The organism is Cryobacterium sp. BB307 (assembly GCF_012274275.1).
Classification (GTDB): domain Bacteria; phylum Actinomycetota; class Actinomycetes; order Actinomycetales; family Microbacteriaceae; genus Terrimesophilobacter.
Genome location: NZ_JAANZA010000001.1, coordinates 794,525 through 810,386, shown reverse-complemented (window position 1 = coordinate 810,386; position 15,862 = coordinate 794,525). Strand labels below are relative to the sequence as shown.

Annotated in this window: 25 protein-coding genes; 1 reads left to right on the top strand and 24 read right to left on the bottom strand. The window is 65.7% G+C overall.

What is annotated here, in order from left to right:
- Positions 1-76 precede the first annotated feature (76 nt).
- On the top strand, positions 77-1,942 hold the full coding sequence (locus HGK58_RS04020; RefSeq protein ID WP_168626229.1) for an acyltransferase family protein: 1,866 nt from the start codon (positions 77-79) through the stop codon (positions 1,940-1,942).
- 6 nt (positions 1,943-1,948) lie between these two features.
- On the opposite strand, the gene HGK58_RS04015 is transcribed toward HGK58_RS04020, so the two are convergent.
- The 24 genes from HGK58_RS04015 to rplV form a co-directional block, all read right to left on the bottom strand.
- Positions 1,949-2,974 carry a GNAT family N-acetyltransferase gene (locus HGK58_RS04015; RefSeq protein WP_168626228.1) on the bottom strand — a complete coding sequence of 342 codons (1,026 nt, stop codon included), beginning with the start codon at positions 2,972-2,974 and terminating at the stop codon, positions 1,949-1,951.
- Positions 2,975-3,032: 58 nt separating this feature from the next.
- Positions 3,033-3,590 carry a 50S ribosomal protein L17 gene (gene rplQ / locus HGK58_RS04010; RefSeq protein WP_168626227.1) on the bottom strand — a complete coding sequence of 186 codons (558 nt, stop codon included), beginning with the start codon at positions 3,588-3,590 and terminating at the stop codon, positions 3,033-3,035.
- Between the two features lie 40 nt (positions 3,591-3,630).
- On the bottom strand, positions 3,631-4,620 hold the full coding sequence (locus HGK58_RS04005; RefSeq protein WP_168626226.1) for a DNA-directed RNA polymerase subunit alpha: 990 nt from the start codon (positions 4,618-4,620) through the stop codon (positions 3,631-3,633).
- Between the two features lie 200 nt (positions 4,621-4,820).
- Positions 4,821-5,219, bottom strand: coding sequence for a 30S ribosomal protein S11 (gene rpsK / locus HGK58_RS04000; protein ID WP_168626225.1), 399 nt, complete (start codon positions 5,217-5,219; stop codon positions 4,821-4,823).
- Between the two features lie 45 nt (positions 5,220-5,264).
- On the bottom strand, positions 5,265-5,639 hold the full coding sequence (gene rpsM / locus HGK58_RS03995) for a 30S ribosomal protein S13 (protein ID WP_168626224.1): 375 nt from the start codon (positions 5,637-5,639) through the stop codon (positions 5,265-5,267).
- A gap of 161 nt (positions 5,640-5,800) precedes the next feature.
- Positions 5,801-5,914 (bottom strand): 50S ribosomal protein L36, encoded by a 114-nt coding sequence (gene rpmJ, locus HGK58_RS03990; protein ID WP_168626223.1) that lies wholly within the window; start codon positions 5,912-5,914, stop codon positions 5,801-5,803.
- A gap of 61 nt (positions 5,915-5,975) precedes the next feature.
- On the bottom strand, positions 5,976-6,197 hold the full coding sequence (gene infA / locus HGK58_RS03985; protein WP_021759551.1) for a translation initiation factor IF-1: 222 nt from the start codon (positions 6,195-6,197) through the stop codon (positions 5,976-5,978).
- A gap of 153 nt (positions 6,198-6,350) precedes the next feature.
- Complete coding sequence (gene map / locus HGK58_RS03980; protein WP_349236118.1) at positions 6,351-7,175, bottom strand: type I methionyl aminopeptidase; 825 nt, start codon at positions 7,173-7,175, stop codon at positions 6,351-6,353.
- A gap of 3 nt (positions 7,176-7,178) precedes the next feature.
- Positions 7,179-7,802, bottom strand: coding sequence for an adenylate kinase (locus HGK58_RS03975; protein ID WP_227411732.1), 624 nt, complete (start codon positions 7,800-7,802; stop codon positions 7,179-7,181).
- A complete protein-coding gene (secY, locus tag HGK58_RS03970) occupies positions 7,799-9,124 on the bottom strand; it encodes a preprotein translocase subunit SecY (RefSeq protein ID WP_168626222.1) in 1,326 nt (441 codons plus the stop codon). The genes HGK58_RS03975 and secY overlap by 4 nt, the downstream gene beginning before the upstream one ends.
- 106 nt (positions 9,125-9,230) lie before the next feature.
- The gene (rplO, locus tag HGK58_RS03965) at positions 9,231-9,980 is read right to left on the bottom strand and encodes a 50S ribosomal protein L15 (RefSeq protein WP_168626221.1); all 750 of its coding nucleotides are present in this window, start codon (positions 9,978-9,980) and stop codon (positions 9,231-9,233) included.
- Positions 9,980-10,162, bottom strand: a complete 183-nt coding sequence (rpmD, locus tag HGK58_RS03960) for a 50S ribosomal protein L30 (protein WP_193509453.1) — start codon at positions 10,160-10,162, stop codon at positions 9,980-9,982. The genes rplO and rpmD overlap by 1 nt, the downstream gene beginning before the upstream one ends.
- A complete protein-coding gene (gene rpsE, locus HGK58_RS03955; protein ID WP_168626220.1) occupies positions 10,162-10,863 on the bottom strand; it encodes a 30S ribosomal protein S5 in 702 nt (233 codons plus the stop codon). Before rpsE ends, rpmD begins: the two co-directional genes overlap by 1 nt.
- A gap of 32 nt (positions 10,864-10,895) precedes the next feature.
- Positions 10,896-11,267 carry a 50S ribosomal protein L18 gene (rplR, locus tag HGK58_RS03950; protein ID WP_168626219.1) on the bottom strand — a complete coding sequence of 124 codons (372 nt, stop codon included), beginning with the start codon at positions 11,265-11,267 and terminating at the stop codon, positions 10,896-10,898.
- 2 nt (positions 11,268-11,269) lie between these two features.
- Complete coding sequence (gene rplF / locus HGK58_RS03945; protein ID WP_168626218.1) at positions 11,270-11,806, bottom strand: 50S ribosomal protein L6; 537 nt, start codon at positions 11,804-11,806, stop codon at positions 11,270-11,272.
- A 6-nt stretch (positions 11,807-11,812) separates the two neighbouring features.
- Positions 11,813-12,211, bottom strand: a complete 399-nt coding sequence (rpsH, locus tag HGK58_RS03940) for a 30S ribosomal protein S8 (RefSeq protein ID WP_168626217.1) — start codon at positions 12,209-12,211, stop codon at positions 11,813-11,815.
- A gap of 75 nt (positions 12,212-12,286) precedes the next feature.
- Positions 12,287-12,880: a 50S ribosomal protein L5 gene (gene rplE, locus HGK58_RS03935; protein ID WP_168626216.1), complete on the bottom strand. Its 594-nt coding sequence runs from the start codon at positions 12,878-12,880 to the stop codon at positions 12,287-12,289.
- On the bottom strand, positions 12,880-13,230 hold the full coding sequence (gene rplX / locus HGK58_RS03930; RefSeq protein WP_168626215.1) for a 50S ribosomal protein L24: 351 nt from the start codon (positions 13,228-13,230) through the stop codon (positions 12,880-12,882). Before rplX ends, rplE begins: the two co-directional genes overlap by 1 nt.
- A 2-nt stretch (positions 13,231-13,232) precedes the next feature.
- Entirely contained in the window at positions 13,233-13,601 is a 369-nt protein-coding gene (gene rplN, locus HGK58_RS03925) for a 50S ribosomal protein L14 (RefSeq protein ID WP_168626214.1), read from the bottom strand.
- A gap of 39 nt (positions 13,602-13,640) precedes the next feature.
- Positions 13,641-13,937: a 30S ribosomal protein S17 gene (gene rpsQ / locus HGK58_RS03920; protein ID WP_168626213.1), complete on the bottom strand. Its 297-nt coding sequence runs from the start codon at positions 13,935-13,937 to the stop codon at positions 13,641-13,643.
- The gene (gene rpmC / locus HGK58_RS03915) at positions 13,937-14,263 is read right to left on the bottom strand and encodes a 50S ribosomal protein L29 (RefSeq protein WP_168626212.1); all 327 of its coding nucleotides are present in this window, start codon (positions 14,261-14,263) and stop codon (positions 13,937-13,939) included. The genes rpsQ and rpmC overlap by 1 nt, the downstream gene beginning before the upstream one ends.
- On the bottom strand, positions 14,263-14,682 hold the full coding sequence (gene rplP / locus HGK58_RS03910) for a 50S ribosomal protein L16 (protein ID WP_168626211.1): 420 nt from the start codon (positions 14,680-14,682) through the stop codon (positions 14,263-14,265). Before rplP ends, rpmC begins: the two co-directional genes overlap by 1 nt.
- A 4-nt stretch (positions 14,683-14,686) precedes the next feature.
- Positions 14,687-15,448 carry a 30S ribosomal protein S3 gene (rpsC, locus tag HGK58_RS03905; protein ID WP_168626210.1) on the bottom strand — a complete coding sequence of 254 codons (762 nt, stop codon included), beginning with the start codon at positions 15,446-15,448 and terminating at the stop codon, positions 14,687-14,689.
- The gene (gene rplV, locus HGK58_RS03900) at positions 15,448-15,843 is read right to left on the bottom strand and encodes a 50S ribosomal protein L22 (RefSeq protein ID WP_168626209.1); all 396 of its coding nucleotides are present in this window, start codon (positions 15,841-15,843) and stop codon (positions 15,448-15,450) included. Before rplV ends, rpsC begins: the two co-directional genes overlap by 1 nt.
- Positions 15,844-15,862: the final 19 nt, after the last annotated feature.

Here is a 15,862-nt window from a genome sequence, read left to right as displayed (position 1 = left end):
CTATTCAGGTGACTCGAATCGCCGCCGCCCAGTTTGACCAGCCCGCCTTGAGAAGGGAACATCGAATAGGAACCTGATGACTACGAGCCCTTCTTCCACCCCTCCCCCCTCGCGCTTTGCCGGACTCGACGGCCTGCGCGCGTTCGCCGTGCTCGCCGTCATCCTGTACCACCTGAGCCCTGGGTACGGCGTCGGTGGGTACCTCGGCGTGGACATCTTCTTCGTCATCAGCGGGTTCCTGATCACCGCGCTGCTGTTGCGTGAGCACGCGGCGAATGGCCGGATCGCGCTCGGCAAGTTCTGGGTCAGGCGGGCAAGACGCCTGCTGCCCGCGATCGGGGTGCTGGTGCTCGCGTGCTGCAGCGTCGCACTGCTGATCGGTGGCGACGTGCTCGTCGACCTGGGCAGGCAGGTGCTCGGCGCCGCGACATTCAGCAGCAACTGGCTCGCGATCGCCGGCGGAAGCAGCTACTTCGACGAGACCTCCCCCGAACTCTTCCGGAACCTGTGGTCGCTGGCGGTGGAGGAGCAGTTCTACCTGATCTGGCCACTAATGGTGCTGGGCCTCCTGCTGGTACCGAACCGCTGGGTGCGCCTGGCTGCCGTCGCGATCCTGACGGTCGCGTCCGCCATCGGGATGAGCGCGCTCTTCACCCCGGGCGATGACGCGACGCGTGTGTACTTCGGCACCGACACGCACAGCTTCGGGCTCACCATCGGCGCGATGCTCGCGCTCGCCTGGCAAGCGCTGCCGTCACCGGATGCGCTGCGGCGCCCGGTCCGGATCGCGCTGCCGATCCTTGGGCTGGGCGCGATCGGCGCGCTCGTTGTGCTGGCCGCACTCATGCCATCCGACGACCCGTTCGCTTACCAGGGCGGCTTGGTCGTGGTGTCGGTGCTGAGTGCGGTGGCCATCGCGGGCGGCATCACCCCAGGCTCTCTGCTCGGCCGTTGGCTCGACGTGCAGCCGCTCAAGTGGATCGGCGAGCGCTCGTACGGCCTGTACCTGTGGCACTGGCCGGTGTTCATCCTGCTGCTCGCCGCATACCCGTCCTGGCCGCGGTTCGGCGCAGGCGGCTGGGCGCTCGGCGGCATCGCGCTGGCGATCACGGTCGCCGCGGCGGCGCTGTCGCATCGCTTCATCGAGCAGCCGATCCGAGCGCGCGGGTTCCGCGCGGTGGTGCGCGGCTGGGGGCATGCGGTGCGGATCCCCGGATGGCGTCCGGTCGCCATCGTTGCGGCCGGCGCACTCGTCCTCACCGGCAGCGCGGCATCAGTTGCGGCCATTGCCGCCGACCCCGGCCGAAGCGACGCTCAAGCGCGCATCGAGGCGGGCATCCAAGCGGTCACGCCGAAGCCGCGGCCAGTTGCCCCGACCGAACCGCAGGTGTTCGCCGCGCCCGCTGAGCTGCCCGGCGGAGAGCAGATCACGGCCATCGGCGACTCGGTCATGCTCGCGTCGGCCCCCGAACTGCAGAACGCGTTCCCCGGCATCCACATCGATGCCGCGGTGTCTCGGCACCTCTCGGCGGCGCCGGCGATCATCAGCGGGCTGAAGGATGCTGGCCAGCTCCGGCCAGTGGTGCTCCTCGGCCTCGGGACCAACGGCCCCGTCGACGACGAGGTACTGGACACCGTGCTCGACCTGCTCGGTGCCGACCATCAGCTCGTGCTCGTCACAGCGCACGCGCCGCGCGGGTGGATCCCCGGCGTGAACAGCACTCTCGCGCTGTACGCGCAGCGCTACCGCGACGTCGAGCTCGCCAACTGGCACGGCGCGATTTCAAGCCAGCTGAACCTGCTCGCCGGCGACCAAGTGCATCCGGGACAGCGTGGCGGCGAGGTCTACGCGGCGGCTGTGCGAGACGCGCTGCAGCGGCTCGCCGAGCTGCCGCCGCTGCTCGACCCGAACGAGTTCGGGCTCGCGCCCACCCCGCTCTAGGTGTGGCTAGAAGGACTTGCGCAGGTCGACGCTGCGGTTGCCGTGCGTGAACCCGACGTTCTCGTAGAGCCTGGTCGCGCCGGTGAGGGACTCCGAGTCGACGTCGAGGACCGCCTTCTGAAGCCCGGCGTCCCTGATCGCCTCGAGCGCCCGCGTGAGCAGCGCCGCCGCTATCCCCTTGCCGCGATGGTCCCGCCGCACGCCGACGAGATCGATGTACGCGGACGAGAATCCCTGCGGCTCGAAGTCCTCCTCGTCAACCTCGCTGAGCACGAAGCCCGCCACCTCACCGTCAGGCGAGACCGCGAGGAACGACAGGTCGGGGCGGAAGATCGAGCGTCCGAGGAAGCTGGCCCACGCCTCCTCGACGACCGGCTGGCTGCCCCAGTGGTCACGGAAGGCATCGTTGCGTGCCAGCCGCGCGTCCTCGGACCGGGAGGCATCGAACTGCACCAGCTGGTATCCCTCGAGCGGGCGGGCGGCGGCGATCGGCTCCGCGAGATCACGGCGCAACTCGAGGTAGTAGCGGGCGATGTCGAAGCCGAAGCGCCGACTGAGTCGGATGGTCGACTCGGCGCGCTCGTCGGCCCAGAGCACAAGCACACCGGGGAGGGGCTTGTCGGACGCCGCAAGCAGCTGACGCGATCGCGCCTCCTGCCAGTCGAGGAGCGCACGACCCAGGCCCTCACCGCGCCGATCCGGTCGGACGCCGCCCAGCAGGATGACACGCACCGCGGTCTCCTGGCCCTGGCTGACCGTCACGAACCCCCAGGCGACGACCTCACCGGAGTCCTCGAGCGCGAGCACTGAGTCTGCGGCCATGTCGACCCACGAGCTCGTGAAGTCTTCTTCCAGCTCTTCGCGGTTCGTGACGTAGTGCGGGTGGTCGACGGCGTTCATCGCACGCTCGCACACCATGATCGCGTCGATGTCGTCGATGCTGGCCGGTCGCCAGGTGATGCCGTTGCCGGATGCCGGAATCGGCGCATCCGGAGCCTGGATTCGCTGGTTGAGGGGGATGGTTTCGGTCACGGTTAACGAGAGTACGGCCCCACCCGTGATGGGTGGAGCCGTACTCGATAACGATTCGCTACTTCTGCTCGTCCTCGGCGGGTGCCTCGTCGGTCGATGCCTCTGCAGTCTCCTCCGCCGCGGCCTCCTCGACGGGAGCCTCCTCGACGGTCTCCTCGGCTGCGGTCTCGTCAGCCGGGGTCTCCTCGACCGGGGCTTCCTCGACCGGAGCCTCGTCCTTGGCTGCCGTCGCCTTCGCGGGCTTGGACTTCGGCTTCACCGGCTCGAGCACGAGCTCGATCTGCACCATCGGGGCGTTGTCGCCCTTGCGGTAGCCGAGCTTGGTGATGCGGGTGTAGCCGCCGTCGCGCTCGGCGACGAGCGGGGCGATCTGCGTGAACAGCTCGTGCACGACGCCCTTGTCGCCGATCACGGAGAGCACGCGACGACGAGCGTGCAGGTCTCCGCGCTTCGCGAATGTGATGAGCCGCTCAGCGACCGGGCGAAGGCGCTTGGCCTTGGTCTCGGTCGTCTTGATGCTCTTGTGCGTGAACAGCGCTGCGGCGAGGTTCGCGAGCAGCAGGCGTTCGTGAGCGGGTCCTCCACCGAGGCGCGGGCCCTTGGATGGCTTAGGCATTGTTTGTTATCTCCAGGATCGAAATGTGTCGTTCAGCGGTTCAGCTGTAGTCGTCGTCGTTGCCGCTGTAGAAGTGCGCGCCATCGAAGCCAGGCACGGTGTCCTTGAGGGACAGGCCCAGCTCGACCAGCTTGTCCTTGACCTCGTCCACCGACTTTTGGCCGAAGTTGCGGATGTTCATGAGCTGCGTCTCCGAGAGGGCGACGAGCTCGCTCACCGAGTTGATTCCCTCGCGCTTGAGGCAGTTGTAGCTGCGCACAGACAGGTCGAGGTCCTCGATCGGCATGCTCAGCTCGCTGGAGAGCACGGCGTCGACCGGCGCGGGGCCGATCTCGATGCCCTCGGCCTCGGCGTTCAGCTCGCGGGCGAGTCCGAACAGCTCGACCAGGGTCTTGCCGGCCGAGGCGATCGCGTCACGCGGGGTGATCGCGCTCTTGGTCTCGACGTCCACGACCAGGCGGTCGAAGTCGGTGCGCTCACCGGCACGAGTCGCCTCGACGCGGTAGGTGACCTTCAGCACGGGCGAGTAGATCGAGTCGACCGGGATCTGGCCGGCCTCGCTGAACTCGCTGCGGTTCTGGGTCGCCGACACGTAGCCGCGGCCGCGCTCGATGGTCAGTTCGAGCTCGAAGCGCGCCTTGTCATTGAGGGTCGCGATCACGAGCTCCGGGTTGTGGATCTCAACACCGGCCGGAGCGGAGATGTCCGCCGCGGTGACCTGGCCGGCACCTTGCTTGCGCAGGTACGCGGTGATCGGCTCGTCGTGCTCGCTCGATACGACGAGGCCCTTGATGTTCAGGATGATCTCGGTGACGTCTTCCTTCACACCGGGGATGGTGCTGAACTCGTGCAGCACACCGTCGATTCGGATGCTCGTTACCGCAGCTCCCGGAATCGAGGAGAGCAGCGTGCGGCGAAGCGAGTTACCGAGGGTGTAACCGAAGCCCGGCTCCAGCGGCTCGATGACGAACCGCGAACGGAACTCGGAGATGTTCTCTTCGGTGAGGGTTGGACGCTGTGCAATGAGCACTATTGATTCCTTTCGGCGAAGTGTCCGCTATATGACACTTGGGTAGCGACCGGGTGGCTGGCCCGTCGTGTATTGAGTTGTGGTAGTTCTTGTGTTCCGGTGGTGCGTACCGGCGGTGGAGCGAGTCGAAACCCGCAGGCACACGAGAGGCCGGTGTCCCGGGCGCGGCTATTCGACCGGGCGAGGCTGAACGCTCGGCGTCAGACCCGACGACGCTTCGGCGGGCGGCATCCGTTGTGCGCCTGCGGCGTCACGTCGTTGATCGAACCCACCTCGAGACCTGCTGCCTGCAGCGAGCGGATCGCGGTCTCACGACCGGAGCCCGGTCCCTTGACGAAAACGTCGACCTTCTTCATGCCGTGCTCCTGCGCCTGACGGGCAGCGTTCTCGGCGGCGAGCTGCGCGGCGAACGGGGTCGACTTGCGCGAACCCTTGTAGCCGACGACGCCGGACGATGCCCAGCTGATCACGGCACCGCTCTGGTCGGTGATCGAGACGATCGTGTTGTTGAACGTGCTCTTGATGTGGGCCTGGCCCAGAGCGATGTTCTTCTTTTCCTTGCGGCGCGGCTTGCGAGCGGCCGACTTGGGTGTAGCCATGTGAGTTCTGTCTCCTGTCGAAAGTCTGTGAGGTGTCGGCCGCTACTAGCGGGCCTTCTTCTTGCCTGCGACGGTGCGCTTCGGGCCCTTGCGGGTGCGAGCGTTCGTCTTGGTGCGCTGTCCGTGCACGGGCAGTCCCTTGCGGTGACGGATGCCCTCGTAGCTGCCGATTTCGACCTTGCGGCGGATGTCCGCTGCGACCTCACGGCGGAGATCACCCTCGACCTTGAAGTTGCCTTCGATGTAGTCGCGGAGGGCGATGAGCTGATCGTCGGTGAGGTCCTTGACGCGGACATTCCCGTCGATTCCGGTTTCGGCGAGGGTCTTCAGAGACCGGGTGCGGCCGACACCGTAGATGTAAGTCAATGCGACTTCCACGCGCTTATCGCGGGGAATGTCGACGCCTGCTAGACGAGCCATTGTGGCTTCTCCTGTTGGTGAGTGGAGGTCTGCAGCAGAGCCTGTGCTCGGGCCTCCAACCCGAGGTGTCCCCCCTCGTAGCGAGAGGTTCCGGCGCTGCCTTCTTCGTATTCAGTTATTGCTGTGAGGCGATTCCACGGACGCTTGCGCGTCCGCGTCGATCAACCCTGACGCTGCTTGTGGCGGGGGTTGTCGCAGATGACCATGACGCGACCGTGCCGGCGAATGACCTTGCACTTGTCGCAGATGCGCTTGACGCTGGGGTTGACCTTCATTGTTTCTCTCGCTGTCCTCGTACCTGCACACGGCAGGCCGTTACTTATCCGTGCGGTGCGGTTACTTATAGCGATAGACGATACGGCCGCGGGTCAGATCGTAGGGGCTCAGCTCGACGATCACGCGGTCCTCAGGGAGGATGCGGATGTAGTGCTGACGCATCTTGCCCGAAATGTGAGCAAGCACCTTGTGGCCGTTCGTCAACTCAACGCGGAACATCGCGTTGGGAAGAGCCTCAACCACCGAGCCTTCGATCTCGATGACACCGTCTTTTTTGGCCATAGCCTCACTGTCGCTAAAAAATACCGAACGCCGGTCGTGCGGAATTGTGGATTGTGGTCCTGCAGGCATGGCTGTACCAGCCACAGACCCAAAGAGCAATCTTATGTGCAATACCGCCGAACCTGCAAGTCATGGCTATGATGCACGGCGCGTTCAGGGGATGGGAACCGGCACGACGCCGTGGGCGGTGAGCTCGGATGCGCCACCGTCGGGTGCGGTGAGCACCCAGATCCCGTCCTGGTGCACGGCGACCGAGTGCTCCCAGTGCGCAGCGTCGGCGCCGTTGCTGGTGGCCACCGTCCAGTCGTCCTCCCGCACGAACGTGTCGAGGCCGTCGGCGGTGATCATCGGCTCGATGGCGACGCACAGGCCCGGCTTGACCTTGGCGCCGCGCTCACGCGTGCGGTAGTTGAACACGGTCGGCTCTTCGTGCATGGAACGTCCGATGCCGTGGCCGACGTAGTCCTCCAGGATGCCGTAGTCACCCTTGGATCGCACGTAGTCCTCGATCGCCCCGCCGACCTCGCCGAGGTAGCGAGCCGACGCGAGCGCGGCGATGCCGACCCACAGCGACTTCCTGGTGACCTCCGACAGTTCGCGGCGCGCAGCAACGACCTCCGGCCGCGCCGTGTCATCGAGAACTATCGTCATCGCGGAGTCGCCGTTGTAGCCCTTCACCTGGGCACCGCTGTCGATCGAGACGATGTCGCCGGCCTTCAGCACGCGTGAGCCGGGGATGCCATGCACGACGTCGTCATTCACCGACGCGCAGACGGTGTGATGGTAGCCGGGTACCAGCGCGAAGTTGGGTTCTCCCCCGGCATCCCGAATCACCTTCTCGGCGATCGCGTCGAGCTCCGCTGTGGTGATCCCGGGCCGGATGGCTGCGCGGACCGCGTCGAGGGATGCGGCCGTGACCAGACCCGGTTCGACCATGAGCCGAAGTTCAGCCGGGCTCTTGTAGATATTGCGGGCCACTTCTCAGCCGTTCGCGCCCTCCGGCACGATGCCGCGGGAGACGAGCGCATCCATGATGCGCCCGGTCACGTCGTCGACGGCGCCGAGCCCGTCAACCTCGACCAGGATTCCCCGGTCGCGGAAGGCGGCGATCAGCGGCTCGGTCTCACGCGCGTAGACCTCCTGGCGGTGCCGGATGGCCTCCTCGGAGTCATCGACGCGTCCCTGCTCGATCGCCCGGCGACGCAGCCGGCCGACGATCTCGTCCTCGTCGGCGACGAGACGGATCACGCCGTTCAGCTCGTGACCACGGGAGGACAGCAGGTCGTCGAGGTAACGCACCTGGTCGCTCGTGCGCGGGTAGCCGTCCAGCAGGAAGCCGCCCGCAGCATCCGCCTCGCTGAGGCGGTCGGTGACGAGCGCGTTGGTGAGTGAATCCGGGACGTAGTCGCCGGCGTCGACGATGGCCTTGACCTGCACCCCGAGCGGGGTCTGGTTCTTGATGTTGTCGCGAAAGATGTCGCCGGTGGAGATGGTCGGGATGCCCAGCATCTCGGCCAGCCGCGCAGCCTGCGTGCCCTTGCCTGCGCCGGGGGGTCCCACGATCAGCATGCGCGGACGGGTCTCGTTCACGTGCCGGCCGGTCATCGCAGCAGACCCTCGTAGTGCCGCTGCTGCAGCTGCGCGTCGATCTGCTTCACGGTCTCGAGTCCGACACCGACGATGATCAGGATGCTCGCGCCGCCGAACGGGAAGTTCTGGTTGGCGCCGACGGTGGCCAGGGCGATGAGCGGGATGAGCGCGACGATGCCGAGGTACAGCGATCCGGGAAGGGTGATGCGCGTGAGCACGTAGTCGAGGTACTCGGCGGTCGGTCGGCCGGCGCGGATGCCGGGGATGAAGCCGCCGTACTTCTTCATGTTGTCGGCCACTTCCTCCGGGTTGAAGGTGATGGCGACGTAGAAGTAGGTGAAGCCGATGACGAGCAGGAAGTAGACCGCCATGTAGAGCGGGTTGTCACCCGAGCTCAGGTTGTTGTTGATCCACTCCACCCACGGCGCAGGCAGGCTGCCGTCGCGCGGCAGGTTGAACTGGGCGATGAGCGAGGGCAGGTACAGCAGGCTCGAGGCAAAGATGACCGGGATGACACCGGCCATGTTGACCTTGATCGGGATGTACGTGTTGTTGCCGCCGTAGGTGCGGCGTCCGACCATCCGCTTCGCGTACTGCACGGGGATGCGTCGTTGCGATTGCTCGACGAACACGACGGCGAGCATGATCAGCAAGCCGATGGCGAGCACAAGCAGGAAGGTCTCGAAGTTGCGCGCGACGGCGATGCCCCACAGCGCGGCCGGGAAAGTTGCGGCGATCGAGATGAAGATCAGCAGCGACATGCCGTTGCCGACGCCACGCTCGGTGATGAGCTCACCGAACCACATGATGAGGCCGGTGCCCGCGGTCATGGTGATGACCATGAGCAGGATCGCGTACCAGGCGTCGTTCGAGATCAGCTGGGTGCACTCCGGCACGCCCGCAGTCGTCGGGAACAGCGCGCCGGTGCGAGCGACGGTGATCAGCGTGGTCGACTGCAGCACGCCGAGGCCGATGGTGAGGTAACGCGTGTACTGCGTCAGCTTGCTCTGGCCGGCCTGGCCCTCTTTGTGCAACGCCTCGAAGTGAGGGATGACGACGCGCAGCAGCTGCACGATGATCGACGCGGTGATGTACGGCATGATGCCGAGCGCGAAGACCGACAGCTGCAGCAGTGCGCCACCGCTGAACAGGTTGACCAGGTCGTAGAGGCTCTGCGTTCCGGAGACGGATGCGAGACAGGTCTGCACGTTCTGGTAGTCGATGAACGGCGCAGGGATGAACGATCCGAGCCGGAACAGGGCAATGATGCCCAGCGTGAAGCCGATCTTGCGCCGCAGGTCAGGCGTGCGGAAGATCCGCGCGATTGCGCTGAACACGAGGCCTCCTGGTTAGTGATTGAGCAGGCGGCGTGGCCCTTGCGGGCCACACTGACGGCTACGAACTAGTTGTGCTCCAAGCGGATGACTTCTCATCCGCTTGGACTCACTTGACGGAGCCGCCCGCGGCGACGATCTTCTGCTCGGCAGAGACGGAGACCTTGTCGACCGCGACATTCAGCTTAACGTCAATGTCACCGGTCCCGAGAACCTTGACCTTCTCGTTCTTGCGAACGACACCCTTTGCTACCAGGTCGGTCACCGTGACGTCGCCACCCTTGGGGTAGAGCTCGGCAAGGCGCTCGAGGTTCACCACCTGGTACTCGACGCGGAACGGGTTCTTGAACCCACGCAGCTTCGGGGCACGCATGATCGAGTTCAGGTTGCCGCCCTCAAGGCCTGCGCGAACCTGGTAACGAGCCTTCGTGCCCTTGGTGCCGCGACCGGCGGTCTTGCCCTTGGACGCTTCACCGCGACCGACGCGCGTGCGCTCGGTCTTGGCGCCGGGCGCGGGACGCAGGTGGTGCATCTTCAGCACCTGCGGGCGCGCGACGTCGTTGGACTTGGCCTTCGGCGCTGCCTTCTTCGCAGCAGGCTTCGCCTCCGACTGGGCGGAGGTGTCCGTCTTGGCGGCGGCCGTCTTGCTGGCGCTCGCCTTGGCGGCGGGCTTGTCAGCAGCCTTCGCGGTGCTCGCCTTGGCGGTGCTCGCCTTGGCAGCCGGCTTGTCGGCGGCAGCCTTGGTCGTGCTCGCCTTGGCGGCCGGCTTCTTATCGGCAGCAGCCTTGGTCGCAGCAGGCTTCTTCGCCGCGGCCGTGGCCTTCGGCTTCTCTTCAGCTGGCTTCTTCTCGTCAGCCATTAGTCAATCTCCTCGACTTTCACCAGGTGAGCGACCGTGTTGACGTATCCGCGGTTCTGCGGGTTGTCTTCACGAACCACCACGTCGCCGATGCGCTTGAGCCCGAGGCTGCGCAGCGTGTCGCGCTGGTTCTGCTTCTCACTGATCTTGGACTTGATCTGGGTCACCTTCAGGCGAGCCATCAGACACCTGCCTTCTCTGCCGTGGCCTTCGCCTTGGCGGCCTCGGCCTGGATGCGCAGAATCTGCTCCGGCACAACGCGGTCGACGTCCAGGCCGCGACGAGCGGCTACCGCGGTCGGCTCCTCAAGCTGCTTGAGGGCATCGACGGTCGCGTGGACGATGTTGATGGTGTTGGACGAGCCGAGCGACTTGCTCAGCACATCGTGGATTCCGGCGCACTCGAGCACCGCACGCACCGGGCCACCGGCGATAACACCGGTACCCGCGGCGGCGGGGCGCAGCAACACCACACCGGCAGCGGCTTCGCCGGTCACCGGGTGCGGGATGCTGTTGCCGACGCGCGGAACGCGGAAGAAGTTCTTCTTGGCCTCTTCGACTCCCTTGGAGATCGCGGTGGGAACCTCGCGTGCCTTGCCGTAGCCGACACCGACGAGTCCGTTGCCGTCGCCGACCACCACGAGAGCGGTGAAGCTGAAGCGACGACCGCCCTTGACGACCTTCGACACGCGGTTGATGGTGACGACACGCTCCAGGAACTGGCTCTTGTCCGAGTCACGGCTTCCGCGCTGCTGGTTGGGGTTCCGCTCGCGGCCGCCGCGGCGGCCCTCGCGCTCGCGGGGCTCGGTCGCGCTAGCGGTGCCGGCGGCGGTCTCGACCGCAGCCTCTGCCGCGGTCGCGCCCTCGGTCGCCTCTGCAGTCACGTCCTGCTCCTTCTCATTCTTCGATTCGGTGCTCACAGGCTCAAACCACCCTCTCGAGCTCCCTCGGCGATCGCCGCAACGCGGCCGGCGTACCGGCTTCCACCGCGGTCGAACACCACTGCTTCGATGCCTGCCTGCTTCGCACGCTCAGCGACGAGCTCGCCGACCTTGCGTGCCTTGGCGGTCTTGTCGCCGTCCATGCCGCGCAGCTCCGACTCCATGGTGGACGCGGACGCCAGGGTGTGACCCTTGCTGTCGTCGACGACCTGCACGAAGACGTGGCGGGCAGACCGGGTGACAACGAGGCGCGGACGCAGCTCGCTGCCGACGATCTTCTTGCGGAGGCGTGTGTGCCTGCGCGCCTTGGCGGCAGACTTGCTCTTCCCTCTTGTTCCGAGAGCCATAGTTACTTACCAGCCTTTCCGGCCTTGCGGCGGACTACCTCGCCGGCGTACCGGACACCCTTGCCCTTGTAGGGTTCCGGCTTGCGCAGCTTACGAATGTTGGCCGCGACCTCGCCCACCTGCTGCTTGTCGATGCCGTGCACCGACAGCTTGGTGTTGCCCTCGACCGCGAACGTGATGCCCTGGGGCGCTTCGAACGTGATCGGGTGCGAGTAGCCGAGTGCGAACTCGAGCGCGTTGCCCTTCTGCGCAACGCGGTAACCGGTGCCGACGATCTCGAGCGCCTTCGAGTAGCCCTCGGTGACACCGATGATCTGGTTCGCGATGAGCGTGCGGGTGAGGCCGTGCAGAGAGCGCGACTCGCGCTCGTCATCCGGACGCGTCACGAGGACCTGGCCGTCCTCGATGCTGACGGAGATCGGGCTGGCGACGGCGAGGCTCAGCTCACCCTTCGGGCCCTTGACCGTGACGGCCGAGCCGTCGATCTTGACGTCGACCCCGGACGGGATCGCGATGGGAAGTCTTCCGATTCGAGACATTGTGCGTTACCAAACGTAGGCGAGGACTTCCCCACCCACACCCTTCTCGGTCGCCTGGCGGTCCGTGAGGAGGCCCGACGAGGTGGACAGGATCGCGACGCCGAGGCCGCCGAACACGCGGGGGATCTCGGTGCTGCGTGCGTAAACGCGCAGACCGGGCTTCGAGACGCGCTTGATGCCGGCGATCGTGCGCTCACGGTTGGGACCGTACTTGAGGTCGATCGTGAGCGTCGAACCGACCCGTGCGTCCTCGACGCGCCAGTCGGCGATGTAGCCCTCGCTCTTGAGGATGTCCGCGATGTGGGTCTTCAGCTTGCTGCTGGGCAGCGAGACCGAGTCGTGGTACGCCGAGTTGGCGTTGCGCAGCCGGGTCAGCAAGTCTGCGACCGGATCTGTCATTGTCATTGCGTTTGTTTTCCTGTTCTCGTCTGGTTTCGGTCACCCGTTACACGGGAGCCGACCTGGTCGATCGGTGGTGCCTTAGTTGGAGTTCTCTGCGGTTCTGAACGGGAAGCCGAGCGCCTTGAGCAGCGCGCGACCCTCGTCGTCGTTCTTGGCGGTGGTCACGACGGTGATGTCGAAGCCACGCACGCGGTCGATCTTGTCCTGATCGATCTCGTGGAACATGGACTGCTCGTTGAGGCCGAACGTGTAGTTGCCGTTGCCGTCGAACTGCCGGTCGCTCAGTCCGCGGAAGTCCCGGATGCGGGGCAGCGCGAGCGTGAGGAGGCGGTCCAGGAACTCCCAGGCGCGGTCGCCACGCAGCGTGACGTGGGCGCCGATGGGCATTCCCTCACGCAGCTTGAACTGCGCGATCGACTTGCGGGCGGCGGTGACCTGCGGCTTCTGGCCAGTGATGAGCGTGAGGTCGCGGACCGCGCCGTCGATGAGCTTGCCATCGCGGGCAGCGTCACCAACACCGGTGTTCACGACGATCTTCACAAGGCCGGGGACCTGGTGCACGTTCGTGAAGCCGAAGTCCTTCTTCAGCTGCTCGATGATCTCAGTCTTGTACTTCTGCTTCAGACGCGGCGCGATGCGCGGCGCCGCAGCAGCAGTTGCGGTGTCAGTCATTACAGGTCCTCACCTGAGTTCTTTGCGTAACGAACGCGGACGGTCTTGCCCTCAGCGTTCTTCTCGACGCGGTAGCCGACGCGGGTGGGCTTCTTCGACTTGGGGTCGACCACAGCCACGTTGGAGATGTGGATGGGCGCCTCGTGGGTCTCGATGCCACCGGTCTTGGTGCCGCGCTGGGTCTGTCCGACGCGAACGTGCTTGGTGACGAAGTTCACGCCTTCAACCACGACACGGTTCTTCTCGACGAGCACCTCGAGCACACGGCCCTGCTTGCCACGGTCGCCGCCACGGTCCTGGCTGCGACCCGAGATGACCTGAACGAGGTCGCCCTTCTTGATCTTCGCCATGACTAAATAACCTCCGGTGCCAGCGAGATGATCTTCATGAACTTCTTGTCGCGGAGTTCGCGACCGACCGGTCCGAAGATACGAGTGCCGCGGGGGTCGCCATCGTTCTTCAGGATGACTGCCGCGTTCTCGTCGAACTTGATGTAGGAGCCGTCGGGACGACGGGTCTCCTTCTTGGTGCGGACGATGACCGCCTTGACGATCTCGCCCTTCTTCACGTTGCCGCCGGGGATGGCGTCCTTGACCGTGGCGACGATGGTGTCGCCGAGTCCGGCGTAGCGCCGACCGGAGCCCCCGAGCACGCGAATCGTGAGCAGCTCCTTGGCGCCGGTGTTGTCGGCGACCTTGAGCCTGGATTCCTGCTGAAGCATTGTCCTATTCCTCTAGTTCCTTAGGAAGCAAGCTCGCGCTTACTTGGCCTTCTCAAGAATCTCGACAAGGCGCCAGCGCTTGGTGGCGCTCAACGGCCGCGTCTCGCTGATCACGACGAGGTCGCCGATGCCGGCTGAGTTGGTCTCGTCGTGCACCTTCACCTTGGAGGTGCGGCGCAGGACCTTGCCGTACAGCGGGTGCTTCACGCGGTCTTCGACCTCGACGACGATCGTCTTGTCCATCTTGTCGCTGCTGACGTAGCCGCGACGGATCTTGCGGTACGGGCGCTCGAGCCTCTCGGTCCCGACCTCGGCCTGGGCCTTCTTCTCTGCCATTAGTTACCGTCCTCGTTCGCGCCGGTCTCAGCCTTGGCCTCGGCCGCCTCGTCCGACTTCTTGCTCTTCTTGGCCGGCTTCGCCGCAACCTCGACCGGGGCCGGGGTGGCCCGGATGCCGAGCTCACGCTCACGGATGACCGTGTAGATGCGGGCGATATCGCGCTTCACGGCGCGCAGGCGTCCGTGGCTCTCGAGCTGGCCGGTGGCCGACTGGAAGCGCAGGTTGAACAGCTCTTCCTTGGCCTTCTTGAGTTCTTCGACGAGTCTCTCGTCTTCGAATGTGTCGAGCTCGCTGGGGCGGAGCTCCTTGGAACCGATCGCCATTATGCGTCGCCCTCCTCGCGCTTGATGATGCGTGCCTTGAGGGGCAGCTTGTGAATCGCACGGGTGAGTGCTTCGCGGGCGACGGTCTCGTTGACGCCGCTGAGCTCGAAGAGCACGCGACCCGGCTTGACGTTGGCGACCCACCACTCGGGCGAACCCTTACCGGAACCCATACGGGTTTCGGCCGGCTTCTTGGTGATCGGGCGGTCCGGGTAGATGTTGATCCACACCTTTCCACCACGCTTGATGTGACGGGTCATTGCGATACGTGCCGCCTCAATCTGGCGGTTGGTCACGTATGCGGGGGTGAGGGCCTGGATGCCGAACTCGCCGAAGGTGACCTTCGTGCCGCCGGTGGCCTGACCGCTGCGGCCCGGGTGGTGCTGCTTGCGGTGCTTGACTCTGCGTGGGATCAGCATTTCTTTAGCCCTCCGCTCCTACTGCCGCCGGGGCGGCCTCTGCGCGTGCGCCACGACGCGGGCGGTCGCTGTCACGGCGGTCGGGACGCGACGACTTCTGGTTCGCCTGCTCGCGCGCGAGTTCCTTGTTGGTGATGTCGCCCTTGTAGATCCACACCTTCACGCCGATGCGGCCGAAGGTGGTGCGGGCCTCATAGAAGCCGAAGTCGATGTTCGCACGCAGCGTGTGCAGCGGAACGCGACCCTCGCGGTAGAACTCGGAGCGGCTCATCTCAGCGCCACCGAGGCGGCCGGAGACCTGAATCCGGACACCCTTGGCGCCGGCGCGCTGGGCGCCCTGCAGGCCCTTGCGCATCGCGCGGCGGAACGCCACACGTGCGGAGAGCTGCTCGGCGATGCCCTGCGCGACGAGCTGGGCCTCGGCCTCGGGGTTCTTCACCTCGAGGATGTTCAGCTGGATCTGCTTGCCGGTGAGCTTCTCGAGGTCGGTGCGGATGCGCTCGGCCTCGGCTCCACGGCGGCCGATCACGATGCCGGGGCGCGCGGTGTGGATGTCGACGCGGACGCGGTCACGCGTGCGCTCGATCTCGATGCGAGCGACGCCGGCACGGTCGAGCGAGGTGCTCAGCAGGCGACGGATCCTGACGTCCTCGGCGACAAAGTCGCTGTAACGCTGTCCGGGCTTGGTGCTGTCGGAGTACCAGCGCGACACGTGGTCGGTGGTGATTCCGAGGCGGAAGCCGTACGGATTGACTTTCTGTCCCATTACTTCTTTCCTGCCTTCCTGGCAGCCTGTGCCACGTCGGCCTCGCTTGGCGTCGCCAGCACAACGGTGATGTGGCTGGTGCGCTTGAGGATCTTGAACGCGCGGCCCTGTGCACGCGGCTGGAACCGCTTGAGCGTCGTGCCCTCGTCAACGTACGCGCTGGCGATGAACAGGTCGTCCTCGTTCAGGTACGTGTTCTCGTTGTCTGCCTTGACCCGTGCGTTGGCGACCGCGGATGCGACCAGCTTGTACACGGGCTCGCTCGCTGCCTGCGGTGCGAACTTCAGAATCGCGAGTGCCTCTGTTGCCTGCTTACCGCGGATCATGTCGACGACGCGGCGAGCCTTCATGGGGGTCACGCGGATGTGTCGCACTCGTGCGATCGACTCCACCATTTCTCTACCTCCTTGCGCC

Bases quoted from the DNA above. Each gene is read 5' to 3' on its own strand.
- infA (WP_021759551.1), bottom strand. From the start codon at position 6,197: ATGGCCAAAAAAGACGGTGTCATCGAGATCGAAGGCTCGGTGGTTGAG.
- rpsH (WP_168626217.1), bottom strand. From the start codon at position 12,211: ATGACAATGACAGATCCGGTCGCAGACTTGCTGACCCGGCTGCGCAAC.
- rpmD (WP_193509453.1), bottom strand. From the start codon at position 10,162: ATGGCTCGCCTGAAGGTGACCCAGATCAAGTCCAAGATCAGTGAGAAG.
- rpsM (WP_168626224.1), bottom strand. From the start codon at position 5,639: ATGGCTCGTCTAGCAGGCGTCGACATTCCCCGCGATAAGCGCGTGGAA.
- rplN (WP_168626214.1), bottom strand. From the start codon at position 13,601: ATGCTTCAGCAGGAATCCAGGCTCAAGGTCGCCGACAACACCGGCGCC.
- rpmJ (WP_168626223.1), bottom strand. From the start codon at position 5,914: ATGAAGGTCAACCCCAGCGTCAAGCGCATCTGCGACAAGTGCAAGGTC.
- HGK58_RS03975 (WP_227411732.1), bottom strand. From the start codon at position 7,802: ATGACCGGCCGGCACGTGAACGAGACCCGTCCGCGCATGCTGATCGTG.
- rpsC (WP_168626210.1), bottom strand. From the start codon at position 15,448: ATGGGACAGAAAGTCAATCCGTACGGCTTCCGCCTCGGAATCACCACC.
- rplP (WP_168626211.1), bottom strand. From the start codon at position 14,682: ATGCTGATCCCACGCAGAGTCAAGCACCGCAAGCAGCACCACCCGGGC.
- rplE (WP_168626216.1), bottom strand. From the start codon at position 12,880: ATGACTGACACCGCAACTGCTGCTGCGGCGCCGCGCATCGCGCCGCGT.
- rplQ (WP_168626227.1), bottom strand. From the start codon at position 3,590: ATGCCTAAGCCATCCAAGGGCCCGCGCCTCGGTGGAGGACCCGCTCAC.
- rplX (WP_168626215.1), bottom strand. From the start codon at position 13,230: ATGGCGAAGATCAAGAAGGGCGACCTCGTTCAGGTCATCTCGGGTCGC.
- rpmC (WP_168626212.1), bottom strand. From the start codon at position 14,263: ATGGCGATCGGTTCCAAGGAGCTCCGCCCCAGCGAGCTCGACACATTC.
- HGK58_RS04020 (WP_168626229.1), top strand. From the start codon at position 77: ATGACTACGAGCCCTTCTTCCACCCCTCCCCCCTCGCGCTTTGCCGGA.
- rplV (WP_168626209.1), bottom strand. From the start codon at position 15,843: ATGGTGGAGTCGATCGCACGAGTGCGACACATCCGCGTGACCCCCATG.
- rpsQ (WP_168626213.1), bottom strand. From the start codon at position 13,937: ATGGCAGAGAAGAAGGCCCAGGCCGAGGTCGGGACCGAGAGGCTCGAG.
- rplO (WP_168626221.1), bottom strand. From the start codon at position 9,980: ATGGCTGACGAGAAGAAGCCAGCTGAAGAGAAGCCGAAGGCCACGGCC.
- rpsK (WP_168626225.1), bottom strand. From the start codon at position 5,219: ATGGCTACACCCAAGTCGGCCGCTCGCAAGCCGCGCCGCAAGGAAAAG.
- rplR (WP_168626219.1), bottom strand. From the start codon at position 11,267: ATGGCTCTCGGAACAAGAGGGAAGAGCAAGTCTGCCGCCAAGGCGCGC.
- rplF (WP_168626218.1), bottom strand. From the start codon at position 11,806: ATGTCTCGAATCGGAAGACTTCCCATCGCGATCCCGTCCGGGGTCGAC.